This is a genomic window from Lunatibacter salilacus, from assembly GCF_009797935.1.
In the GTDB taxonomy this organism is placed as follows: Bacteria; Bacteroidota; Bacteroidia; order Cytophagales; family Cyclobacteriaceae; genus Lunatibacter; species Lunatibacter salilacus.
The window spans coordinates 17,014-30,532 of record NZ_VOLC01000026.1; the positions used below are offsets into that span (position 1 = coordinate 17,014).

A 13,519-nucleotide genomic window follows, 5' to 3' on the forward strand; every position below is an offset into this window, starting at 1 on the left:
CTCAATTAAAAATTATCAATTCCATAAATGTAAACGTTATCGAGAACGTTTGCAGTATAAATAACTTTTTAATACATTATTTTAATTTTTTTATCACTGTTTTTTTAAATAGTTTAGAATTTAATTTCGATAATATATTTATCAATTAACAACTCATATTAATAAACCTAAATGAAAAAAAGTATGAAAAGAATGCTACAAACGTTCTTGGTGTTGCTGATCCTAGCTAACATAGGGACAGCTTTTGGGCAATCGGTTCGGGTATCGGGTAAAATAACCGATGAATCCGAAGAGCCTCTACCCGGAGCCAGTATTTTGGTGAAAGGGACCTCAATCGGTACTGTTACCGACATTGATGGAAACTATGCTATCAGCGCCACCGGTCAGAATCCGGTGCTCGTAATTTCTTTTTTGGGTTACTTAACCCAGGAAATTGCTGTGAACAATCAGGAGATCATTGACATCAATCTGGTGCCTAATATGTCTGAATTGGGAGAAGTAGTAGTCGTTGGGTATGGTACTCAGAAAAAGAGTGATTTGACGGGAGCAGTATCAACAGTGTCCGGAAGAGATATTGCCGAGCGGAGAATGCCTAATGTTTCCCAATCCCTCCAAGGCGCAGTGCCAGGCGTTATGGTTAGAAGAAGTAGCAACGCTCCCGGCTCCTCAGCAAACATACGGATAAGGGGCGTTACAACAATTGGAGACTCCAATCCGCTGATTATTATGGATGGTGTACCAATCAATAGTATTGACCATATCAATCCCAATGACATTGAGAGTATTTCCGTACTTAAAGACGCTGCTTCAGCATCCATTTACGGATCAAGGGCAGCGGCCGGGGTAATTGTTGTCACCACCAAACGAGCTAAAAAAGGCGATTTAAGTTTGAATTACAATTTTGAATATGGAACGGAGATGCCTACCAATGTACCCCAATATGTTGACGTGGTGAGGTATATGGATATCGTCAATGAACTCCGATGGAACGACAACGGAAATGATGGAAACGAGTATCCGTTATATCCGCAGGAAATGGTTGAAAATTACATGAGCTTGAATGCGTCAAATCCGGATTTATACCCCAATACAAATTGGGTTGACTTGATATTGAGGAAACAGGCTCCAAGGCAACGACATTCATTAGATATTTCAGGAGGCAGCGAAGCAATTCGTACTAAAGCATCTATTGTATATGACAAGTTTGACGCCCTATACGAAGGAAGAACCTTTGAGCGAGTTACGACCCGAATCAACACCGATGGCAACATAACGAAAAGACTTGGTTTCAACGCTGATATTTTTCTACGAAGGGAAATAAATAATCAGCCCAGCATTGACCCAATTTACTACATGAATATATCAGCGCCTGTTTATGCCGCAGAATGGAGTGATGGGAGAATTGCCGAAGGTAAGACAGGAGCCAACATTTATGCACAACTAAAACATGGTGGAACTATTCAAAACTGGGAAAACCAAATCGGGGGAAGATTGGGTTTAAATTATGAAGTTGTTGATGGGTTAAGGCTTTCTGCTGTTGCCTCACCAAACTTTGGATTTAACAAAGGGAAGAATTTTCAAAAAAGGGTGACTTATTCCGCCTGGGACGACCCGACTGCAACATTGGGTACACTACAATGGGCGAATAGTACTAATCTAAGTGAATCCCGACATGATAATTATCAAATTACAACGCAATTGTTGGCTAATTATGATAAAGTCTTTGGCAATCATACGTTGAATCTCTTGGCTGGAAATGAAAGCTATCAGGCTTTTTATGAGAATTTAAGCGCATCAAGGGATCAATTTTTGTTGGATAACTTTCCCTATTTAAACTTAGGCCCCCTGGAGTTTAGGGGGAATGGTGGCAATGCCTGGGAAAATGCATACAACTCTTGGTTTGGGCGATTTTCTTATAACTACGCAAACAAATACTTTCTTCAGGGAAATTTAAGATACGACGCGTCCTCCAGATTTGCCAGCGATTACCGATGGGGTTCTTTCCCCTCTTTTTCAGGTGGTTGGGTTTTGTCGGAGGAATCATTCCTAAAGGATGTGGCCCCAATTTCCTTTTTGAAAGTAAGGGGATCTTGGGGGATTTTGGGTAACGAGCGAATAGGGAATTACCCGTATCAATCCACTATTGGTTTTAGCAATGTGTTGTTTCACCAAGGTCCAAATGTGGTTTCTTCGCAATCCGCTGCACAATGGCAATATGCAATACCGAATATTTCGTGGGAAAAAACCGAATCTTATAATATTGGTATAGACGCAAATTTCTTCAATTATAAGTTGAGGGTATCCGGAGAATACTTTCAAAAGACCACCCGGGATATGTTATTGCCTCTGGAGATTCCTGATTACATAGGATTTGACAATCCAGACCAAAATACAGGGGAAATGTACACCAAAGGTTGGGAGTTAGACTTGGGATGGTCCGACGATATTCAGGACCTTAGTTATTCCATCAACTTCAATATCTCCGACTTCCGATCCATAATGGGAAATCTTGGCGGCATTCAGTTTCTAGGTAGCCAGGTACGAATGGAAGGAAGTGAATTCGATGAATGGTATGGATATGTTTCTGACGGTATTTACCAGTCTCAGGAAGAGGTGAATAATTCTGCGGTAATGAATGCAAACGTTAGGCCTGGAGATGTGAGGTTTAAAGATTTCAGTGGACCCAATGGAGAGCCTGACGGTCGGATTTCACCTGAATATGACAGGGTATTGTTGGGAGGGAGTATGCCACGTTATCTTTATGGTGGAAATATTCGGTTGGATTATAGAAATTTTGATTTGGGATTTGTGATTCAGGGTGTCGGAAAACAAAATTCCAGACTATCCGGTCTAATGGTTCAGCCCATCATGGAAAATTGGGGTCACGTACCTGAAATTTTGGATGGCCAATTTTGGAGTGTTTATAATACAGAGCAGGAAAATTTGGCAGTACCTTATCCCAGACTATCACGTAACAGTGAGGGCAATAATTTTGCCATGTCCGATTTTTGGATGATCAATGGCGCTTATTTTAGATTGAAAAACATCTCACTAGGATACCGATTATCTGACGCCGTCGCCCAACGGCTGGGAATGCAGTCGATTCGGGTGTACACCAATGTAAGTGACGTTTGGACTGTTAACAATTTCCCAAGAGGTTGGGATCCAGAAGTATCCGCATCCGGATATCCGATTACCACTTCCATGTTAATGGGTGTTTCTGTTCAATTTTAACCAGAAAAATAATGAAAACATATATCATATCAGTTGTTTTAATAGCGATGGGATTTGTATCCTGTGCTGATTTGGATCTAAATCCATTGTCTGAAGGCTCAAGCGAGGCTTGGTACTCCAATGAAACGGAGATAGAAATGTCGGTCAACGATCTATTCCGAAATGTATTTTGGCCGGGACTTAACGACGAGTGGACGGATGATTATACCAGAAGGGAATCACTCACTCCTATTACAAATGCTACTATCAATGGAGAATGGGGCGTAGTAAATAGTGTGTGGAGCAATACCTATAAAGTAATTGCCAGATCGAATACAATTTTGGCAAATTTACATAGAGTTCAGGGAACAGTGCCAGAAGCAACTGTCAACGGTTTTGCGGGCAATGCTCACTTTATTAGAGCCGCAAAATATGGCGAACTGGTATTTCTTTATGGAGATGTGGTTTATTCTACCGAAATTTTGGATTTAGAGGAAGCATTTACACTTTCCCGAACAGACAAAATGGTCATTAAAGCGGGAGTATATGAAGATTTTGATAGAGCAGCTCAATTGCTTCCAGTCTCCTATGGGTCGTCGGAAAACAAGAAAGCCACAAAAAGTGCGGCATATGCGATGAAAGCACGGTTTGCAATGCAAATGGGGGATTTTGAAATAGCCAGAGACGCAGCAAAAGCTTGTATGGATTTGGGAGTAAATACCTTACATCCTGATTTTGAAACTCTGTTCTTAACACAGACTAGGAATCCGAGTGAAGTTATATTTGCTATCCCACGATCTAGAACTCTGAACGTCACCTATGGTGTGAGAGATTTTTTACCTAGAAATCCGGGAGGATGGGGTGGTGCCCAGGCACCGTCTTGGGATTTGTTTCATGGCTTCCTTTGTACAGATGGTTTGCCAATTGATGAATCTCCTCTTTATGATCCTAGAAATCCCTTTGAAAACAGGGATCCAAGATGCGCAGCCACAATTGTTGAATTTCAGTCTAGGCATTTGAACTTTACCTATCAGCCTCATCCGGATAGCGTAACAGTTATGAATTTCAACACTGGGAACAGACAACCCAATAATGATACTAGGTCTGTCGCTATTTTTGCATCATTTAACGGTCTAATGCGAAAAAAAGGGGTGGATGAGGATTGGTTGATAAACTATAGTGCTGAAAACGACATGATCATCATGAGATATGCCGATGTATTATTGATGTATGCGGAGGCGAAGGTTGAGTTGGGTGAAATCGACGAAACTGTCCTTGATGCGATAAACCAAGTCAGATCAAGAGCCTATAAAGTACCCGTTGTGGATGTTGGTTCTTATCCTGCAGTAACAACTACAGACCAGTCAGCCCTGCGAAAGATAATCAAGATGGAGCGAAGAATGGAATTTGCATTTGAAGGAGTCCGTTATAGCGACATTATCCGATGGGGAATAGCGGAAAAAGTTCTCAATCGGGATATTTATGGCATGTTGGATCCGGCAGAGCTTAAAACTAAGATTGTAAATGCCGGTTTGTGGTTTTTCCCGATGACACCTGAAATAGACGAGGATGGAATAGCCGATCTCTCTCCCATGTTTGAGCAGGGTTTGGTGAAAAGATTGGCCATCAGGAGGTTTGAAGCCCCAAGGCAATATCTTTGGCCAATTCCGTCCAAGGAGATTTTGATAAATTCTAATTTGCAGCAAAACCCCGGATATTAATTTTAAATTTAGTCGTCAGAAAGCTATTGTATTTCTTGGCTTTCTGACGATTTGGATTCAAACTAGATTTTCTTTTTATGAAGAACCTCAGCTATATATTCATATTCATTTGTTTAATTAATTTTCACTGCCAAGTAGAGGAACCCGCAATTACGTCGGAATATCCTTCCTATAGCGGTATCTATCCCCATTTGGCCTATTACAATGAGGAGGGGGAATGTGGAACTGGAGCCGTGATCCCTTGGGCCGACAGGTTATGGGTGGTTACTTACGGACCCCATTTACCCTTTGGATCATCCGACAAACTTTATGAAATAACTCCCGATCTGCAACAAATCGTCAGACCGGAAAGTATAGGGGGAACGCCGGCAAACCGAAAGATCCACAAAGAAAGTGAACAGTTGTTTATCGGCCCTTACGCCATAGACAAGGAAGCAAACGTCAGAACAATTTCTTATGAGACTATGCCCGGAAGGCATACAGGTATCGCTAGGCACTTGACAGATCCTGAAAATAAAATTTACTACGCCACCATGGAAGAGGGCTTCTACGAAGTGGATGTCCATTCTCTTGAGGTAACCGAGCTATACGAAGATGCCAATGTGGGTAATAGAAAGGAGCGGGATACCGACAGCAACCCTCCCGGAAGTCTACTTTTGGGAGCCCATGGAAAGGGAGTATATTCCGGACAGGGTGTAATGGTTTATTCCAACAATGGAGAATCAGGACAAAAAGCACTTGAACAATTTGATATAGAGGCAGGGTCCTTATCCGAATGGGATGGTAATGAGTGGAAACTAGTCAGAAGAAACCAGTTTGTGGAAGTAACTGGGCCAGGAGGAATCTATGGTAACGCAGATCCTGCCAATGACCCTATTTGGGCTACGGGATGGGATCACAAATCAGTACTATTAGGCGTGAGAAATCAGGAAACCGGTTGGGATTTCTACCGATTGCCAAAGGCCAGCCACAGTTATGACGGAGCTCACGGCTGGAACACGGAATGGCCAAGAATTCGGGATGTGGGCACGGAAGGAAGCTCTGACTACTTAATGACCATGCACGGGATGTTTTGGAAGTTTCCGGGTGATTTCACCGCAAAAAATGCAATCGGCATCCGACCCCGATCCGCCTATTTAAAAGTGATTGGAGATTATGCTCGCTGGAAGGATCAGTTGGTGTTTGGCTGTGATGATTCTGCGCAAAAGGAATTCCTGAACAAGCGCAGTGCCAAGGGAAACATCGAAGGACCCGGCCAATCCAATTCCAACCTTTGGTTTACAGATGTTGACTTACCGGATAATTTAGGTCCCGCTACCGCAAATGGGTCAATTTGGCTCTCCGAGAAGGTGGCTGCAAACGAACCTTCTGAACCTATGCTATTTACGGGTTGGATGTACACTTCGATGTGGCTTAAGAATGAGGGTGCCCAGTCTTCCAATTTTCAACTGGAAGTGGACAAAACAGGAAAAGGAGACTGGGAGCGCCTTGAATCAGTGGCCTTGGGTGCGGGTGAAGCAACTGTTCTTACTTGGAGTGAAGACAACAAAGGAGAATGGGTGCGTGTAAAGGTCGATAAAGCTACCACCGCAACGGTTCACCTTTCCTTCACAGATCAGGATGAAAGGGGTAAATACCTGTCCGGAATTTTTGAGGGTGTGCGAACCGAAATGAACGCACCAGTTCAATCTGGTTTGTTGTATGGATTGGGGAATAACCGGCGTAGTCTAGGCATCGCCGCAAGTAGTAGTAATTCATCTGAAAATGCAGGTTATTATGAACTTGACGGTGCAATGCAGCTTGTGAAAAAGGAAGATAATGAAACATTTAACTTTATCGAAGAAAGTTTTGCCATTCCCGAAAATGTATTTGTGGTGGATGAAGGCTCCGTGTTAGTAACGGACGATAAGGGCAGAAGATGGCGCCTTCCTTTGGGGGACGAAAAGTTTACAAGCCCATCTCTCTCCGGCCAGCTAAGAATTTGCCGCGAAGTAGCGACAGAGCGGGATTTATTTAACTGTCATGGAACATTTTATGAGTTGCCTGCCGAAAATGCCGACGGATATGCCAAAATCCGACCCATTTCTTCCCATAATTTGATGGTAACTGATTACGCATCTTACCGGGGGTTGTTATTGCTTTCGGGTGTTGATCCAAAAGCGGCATCAAGTAATGAACATATCATTGTCTCAGAAGATAAGAAATTGGCACTTTGGGCTGGGGTGATCGATGATCTTTGGAAACTGGGGAAACCTGCGGGAACGGGAGGCCCTTGGAAAGATTCGGCGGTAAAAGCCAATACTCCTTCTGATCCTTATTTATTTGGTTTTTATGATAATAAGAAGCTGGAATTGTCCCACCAAAGTAATGATCCTGTTACTTTTCAAATACAGTTCGAACCTATTGGCCATGGCCCCTGGATGACCTGGAAGGAAGTGACCGTAGCGGCAGGAGAGACCTTTGTCCATGAATTTCCAAAAGGATTTGAATCCCGTTGGATCAGGTTCGTTAGCCAAAAGGACTGTGTAGCAACAGCGTGGTTGACATATGATTAATATTTATACCAAAACTAAATTAAGTTAGGATGATAAATAAATTTTCAATTAATCATCATACCGAAAATGTCACCAAGGGTAATTCCTTGTTAATTTTAATTCTGGTTATAAGTTAATCTTTTGATATTGATTAAATATTTGACTTTCAGTTATATCTATTAATCAAAGGAAATAATATTTATGAGGTATAATTTATAAAGGAATAGGAAATTAATCGATTAAATTAAACAGAAAAGACATGAAATTTTTGCCTTTCTATTTCTGCCTCTTCCTCTTTTTAGGAACTAGCTCACCTGCGCTTGCCCAGACGGAATTTTCACTAAACGGAACCTGGCAATTCAAAACGGACCCAAATAACCTTGGGGAATCGGAGGAGTGGTTCCGTTCCGACCTAATTCGTGACGGATGGGATAATATGCAGGTGCCGGGAAACTGGGATTTGCACAACGAATATGCCCATTTCGTGGGTAAGGGCTGGTACAGTAAATCTTTTACGCTGCCATCGGATTGGGATGCTAAGGCCATTGTCCTGAACTTTGAGGGTGTTTACCATGATTGTATAGTATGGCTTAACGGGAAAAAACTCGGAGAAAACAACTCCGGTTTTTTGCCTTTTGAGTTTGAGGTTACCAGCCTTTTGGAGATCAGCCAAGAAAATACGTTGACGGTTTGCGCTGACAACACCTTTAAGCGGGGAGCGATTTGGAATTGGGGCGGAATCAGGAGATCGGTAAAATTGAGTGCCTATAATGGACTTAGAATTACCCGTCAACATATTACCCCAACAGTGAGCTTGGAGAAAATGGTGGCTGAGGTTAGCATCCGGCTATTTCTGGAAAACTTTCAAAGTGAGTCTACAATAGCTGAAGGGGAAGTGCTGCTTACTTCAAGTAGCGGTTATAGGCAAGTCATGCCCTTTTCCACCACAATTTCCCCAAACGGCAAAAAGGAAGTTCTGCTAAATGCCCAAATCAAAAAGAAAGATGTTCACCTATGGCATTTTGATGACCCATTTCTATATGAGTCGGCCGTACGGTTTAAGGAGCAAGATAAACCCGCCGTTAGTAATGTATTCGGGCTAAGGAAAGTTGAAGTAGACGCAGCTAACTACAAACTTATGCTCAATGGAGAATCCGTAAGGTTGATGGGCCTTAATCTTGTGCCCGATGCTAGAACCTCCGGGAATACCTTGCCACTTTGGCAAATCAAAAGGGATGTGGATTTACTCAAAAGTTTAAACGGAAATTTTGCTCGGCTTTCACATTTGCCTCTACCGGAGGAAATGCTCGAATACCTAGATCAAAGGGGAATCCTGATCATTTCTGAAATACCGCTCTGGGGATATGACCAACTTGCAGACACTGAAAATGATCTGCCTTTCGACTGGTTAAAAAGGTTGGTAACCGAACAGTACAATCATCCCTCTATTGTGGGATGGAGTACCGGAAACGAACTCGGATATTTTCCCAGTGCCGGGGATTATGTCGAGAAAAGCATCGATTACGTGCGGGGCCTTGACAGTACCCGCCTGGTAACCAATGTTTCTTATACGGCCCAATTCGAGGACGATTATATCCGGTTTACGGACATTGGGTTAATTAATAAATATGGGAAGAATTTGGCACCTGTAACCCGACAGCAACATCAAAAGCATCCGGACAAAGTGTTGTTTTACAGTGAATATGGCATTGCCCAATTCGGTGAAGGACTGGACGCAACCTTTGAAATTAAACCTTTATTGGACTCACTAAGGCATCTACCTTATCTGCTTGGGGCATCCATCTGGACCTATAACGACTATAGAAGCAGTTACGTAGGAACTCAGGATTTGTCCGAAAACCGTTCCTGGGGTGTGGTGGACACATACAGGAGAAAAAAGCAAGCCTATTTTGATCTCCAAAGAGAGCATGCACCTGTTCGGGGTATGGATGTGGACCTTTCAGATAAGTCAGCGCTGATATCCCTACTTCCGAGAGCACTCCTCGATTTGCCCTCCCATCCCATGAGGGATTATAAAATAATCTACAAGCTTCTTGATATTAATGAGAATACAATTGGAGGTGGTTTCATCAACCTACCTACCATTATACCTGGTGATGGTCCAATAATTCAGACCTTTGAATGGCAGACAGCAAATCCCCAGGTATTGGAGGTTTCACTGGTGAATCCACAAATGGATAAGGTGTTGGATACGGTAGTTCATTTCCAGAACCCTCCTAAACCGGAACTGTTTGAAGCGTTTGGAGGCAGAACGCAACATAATAATGTACCGTCTAATTCGGGAGGGATACGGGTATATCTGAATACGGTTTCGCCCACTGTTAGGTATAAGTTAAAGTATGGGAAGGATGGACTCGACCAGGAGACCCTGCCCAGCCGGGAATCGTTTTTGGACGTAAATGGGCTGGAGCTTGACCAAAGCTATAAGGTACAGGTGGTGGCCATTACCGCTTTTGGCGAATCCTATTCCGAAGCAATAGAAGTGGAAGTGGACCAACGCAATTTTCTCCCGCCTGGAATACGGCATGTTGAACCCACCAATGAAGGGTTTTTCGTAGCCTATGCCTCGGAAGAGACAGATTTTCTTTACAGGGTAAAGTATCGCAGTGAAAGTGGTGAGGAAAAAATTATTCAATCCCGTAACCCTGGTCTGATGGCCGTCAGGGGACTTACTAATGGACATACTTACAGGTTTGCAGTTCAACGTGTATTAGATAACAATTCGAATAGCCAATGGAGTAAGTGGTATACAGTGAAACCTGATGGAGATCAAAATCCTGTAGCACCAACATTAAAAGGAATATTTAGGAACGGAAGAGAGGTGGTAATTTCTTTTGATCCCGTATCCAAAGCGACAGGCTATGAAATTCAATACAGGGAATCTGGCAAAAGTAGTGAGGATTGGAATACGTTCTTCTTGAACCGCTCAGAGGTATATTTTGGCCGCATTGCCGATCTTAAACCAAACCGAAGGTACGATTTCAGAATGGCAGCTATAAATGATAGCGGAATCTCCGATTTTACAAAAATAATCCAACAATGAGTCTATTTATCAAACCTATCCTGTTAGCTGTAGTCGGATTGATTGCCTTGATTCCGTTTATGACGGAGTCCGAACGCTTCATGAATGAAGTTTCCGTCAATAGGGAATTGGTAAAGCAGGTGGAAACCGATTCAATCCGATATGATCTATGGCTCTTGAAAGCTGAAAATGAGCGTCCGGTTCAATATATGGCCGAGATTTTCACCCCAGTCTGCTACTCCGACAAATGCTATCCCGTGTTTATCGATTTCTATTGGGACCTGCTGGGGAATTTTCAGCATTACGAAATGCCACCTGGCAAAACCCTGACCAAGTTGGACCATATTCTCTTTGAACCAGAAGATTACCAAAAAATGCAGAGAATACTGGCAAACACTTCTTCTTTACTCAAAGATTTCAAGGCCGAAGATTTGGTTGTCAGCACGGAAAGCGACTTGCCTTATGGCGTGGATGCGGTGACCGGAGCCACTTCGAAAACCATTCAAAATGAAGTGATTTCCGGGGCCGTGTATTCCTGCTACACGCTATGGCATTTGGCAAACGGGGAAATTTCCGCCCAAATAAAAGCTTACACGGAAAAAAATTACGACGACTCGCTCATCATTTCATTTCTGCAAAGCTCGAATTATCATTACCAATATTGGGCGATTGAAAATGTACTTACGAGCGGTAGGTGGGATGAAGAGAATTTTAAAACACCCCTTTTAAATATACTCAGGGGAAATAATGTTTTTGTAGCTGAGCATGTACTGGAAATAGTACCCAAAAGTGTTTGGGAGGAAACCAAGCAGCAGGAATGGCTGTGGGAAACGTACTTGATGTCCTCCTATCGCTTACAATTGAAGATTTTGGAGAAGTTTCGACAACTCAAATTAGTTACTTCCCTTCATCATTCCGTCATAACTCAATTGGAAAAATCTAACCAAGAACAGAAGAAGCGGATATTTCTAGTTTTATCAAACCATTCTAATTTAACAAAAGAATCCCAGCAGGCACTGATCCCCTATTTGGACGATAATCGCTGGGGTCAAGAGGCACGTGCTGTATTGTCCTTTCAGAAGAAACTCGATAAGACAGTAAAAAAAGAGATCGATCAGTCCAGAACCACACCAAATCGAAAAAATTGAAACCAAAAATAACTAAACTATGAAAAAGGCCTTTTTATTAGCGGGAGTTCTCCTGTGCGCCTATTGGGCAAATGCCCAGCAGCGGCTATTTGTTGAAGCAGAATCCTTTGAGCAGACCGGAGGTTGGGTAGTAGACCAACAATCCTTTGATGTGCTCTATTCTTCCTACCTTATGGCCCACGGAATGGGGAAACCAGTTGCGGATGCTACTACAACTGTTACCTTTCCCAAAAAGGGTACCTACCATATTTGGGTCCGCACCAAGGATTGGGCTCCCTTCCCAAAGGGACCGGGTGAATTTAAGGTAGTAATCAATGATAAACCTTTGGATACGGTCTTTGGGGCCGACGGTTCGGCAGACTGGCAGTGGTACTATGGAGGTACTAGGGAAATCACTCAAGAAAAGGCTACGCTTGCGTTGGAGGATCTTTCCGGATTCAACGGGCGGGTAGATGCTATATATTTTTCTACCGATAAAAAGGATGAGCCTGTCAATGACCATAAGGAGCTGTTGGCCTTCCGAAAGAAAATGCTAAACCTTACTGATGGACCCGTTGATGCCGGCGAATTTGACCTGGTCGTAGTAGGAGGAGGTATTGCTGGAACTGCTGCGGCCATCTCTGCTTCCCGGATGGGGTTAAAAGTCGCCCTTATTCAAAATAGACCTGTACTGGGGGGTAACAATAGCTCAGAAATCCGAGTGCATTTGATGGGTAATATAGATCAGAATCACTATCCAAGACTGGGAAGAATTGTTCGGGAACTGGATAACGGTGATCCAGGAAACGGCAATCCCGATGGAGACCGCTACGGGGATAAACGAAAATTGGAAGTGGTGAAAGCAGAACCCAATATCACCCTGTACCTAAATACGCATGTGTACATGGCTGAAATGAAGGACAACCGAATCATCTCCGTAGTTGGCCGGGACATTAAGACAAATCAAGAATACAGTTTTCGGGGAACATATTTCTCTGATTGCACTGGAGATGGAACCTTAGGCTATTTGGCCGGAGCGGAATATAGGATGGGAAGGGAAAGCCGGTCCGAAACAGGTGAATCCCTTGCGGCAGAAGTTGCCGATGATTTTACCCTTGGGACGTCAAACCTATGGGCTTCCTTGCCAAAGGACCAACCTTCAGATTTTCCCGCTACTCCTTGGGCGATTCAGTTTTCAGACGAATACCATATCGATGACCACAAAGCAGACTGGCAATGGGAGACTGGTTTTGGAAACTTCAATACCATCTATGAAGCGGAGCAAATTCGTGACCATAACCTACGGGCAATTTTTGGAAACTGGTCCTACCTAAAATCCAACAAAGCAGATAAATACAAAAACCATGAATTGGCATGGGTGGCTTATATTGGTGGAAAAAGGGAATCCAGAAGGCTGATGGGCGACCACGTTCTCACGCAAATGGATATTCAGGACGGAATTAACTACCCGGATGGATGTGTCACAGCTACCTGGACAATAGATCTCCACTTCCCGGATGAGAAAAATTCTAACTATTTCAAGGGTGAAGAATTTTTTGCGGCTACTACGCACATTAAGGTAAAGCCCTACACGATTCCTTACCGAAGCCTGTATTCAAGAAATATAGAAAATCTCTTTATGGCTGGAAGAAATATCAGTACGACTCACGTTGCCTTTGGAAGTACACGCGTGATGAGAACCTGTGGCATGATGGGTGAAGCAGTGGGCTACGCCGCATTTGTCTCCAAACTGAAGGGATGTAATCCGCGTGAAGTGTATACCAACCATCTGGATGAATTTATGGGGATTATTTCATCTCCAACCAATATATTTGATTTCCCCACACTTCCAAGGAATTAAACCGTAACCTGATAAACGCT

Annotated in this window: 6 protein-coding genes; all 6 read left to right on the forward strand. The window is 43.1% G+C overall.

The genetic code is table 11. From position 1 onward, the window contains the following. The first annotated feature begins 183 nt into the window (after window positions 1–183). Entirely contained in the window at window positions 184–3,234 is a 3,051-nt protein-coding gene (locus FQ608_RS24765; protein WP_158861184.1) for a SusC/RagA family TonB-linked outer membrane protein, read from the forward strand. 11 nt (window positions 3,235–3,245) lie between these two features. Next, window positions 3,246–4,934: a RagB/SusD family nutrient uptake outer membrane protein gene (locus tag FQ608_RS24770; RefSeq protein WP_158861185.1), complete on the forward strand. Its 1,689-nt coding sequence runs from the start codon at window positions 3,246–3,248 to the stop codon at window positions 4,932–4,934. A 77-nt stretch (window positions 4,935–5,011) separates the two neighbouring features. Next, window positions 5,012–7,489 (forward strand): hypothetical protein, encoded by a 2,478-nt coding sequence (locus tag FQ608_RS24775; RefSeq protein WP_158861186.1) that lies wholly within the window; start codon window positions 5,012–5,014, stop codon window positions 7,487–7,489. A gap of 238 nt (window positions 7,490–7,727) precedes the next feature. Then, window positions 7,728–10,532 carry a glycoside hydrolase family 2 TIM barrel-domain containing protein gene (locus FQ608_RS24780; RefSeq protein WP_158861187.1) on the forward strand — a complete coding sequence of 935 codons (2,805 nt, stop codon included), beginning with the start codon at window positions 7,728–7,730 and terminating at the stop codon, window positions 10,530–10,532. Further along, window positions 10,529–11,659 (forward strand): hypothetical protein, encoded by a 1,131-nt coding sequence (locus FQ608_RS24785; RefSeq protein WP_158861188.1) that lies wholly within the window; start codon window positions 10,529–10,531, stop codon window positions 11,657–11,659. Before FQ608_RS24780 ends, FQ608_RS24785 begins: the two co-directional genes overlap by 4 nt. A 19-nt stretch (window positions 11,660–11,678) precedes the next feature. After that, window positions 11,679–13,499, forward strand: coding sequence for an FAD-dependent oxidoreductase (locus FQ608_RS24790; protein WP_158861189.1), 1,821 nt, complete (start codon window positions 11,679–11,681; stop codon window positions 13,497–13,499). The last annotated feature ends 20 nt before the right edge of the window (window positions 13,500–13,519 follow it).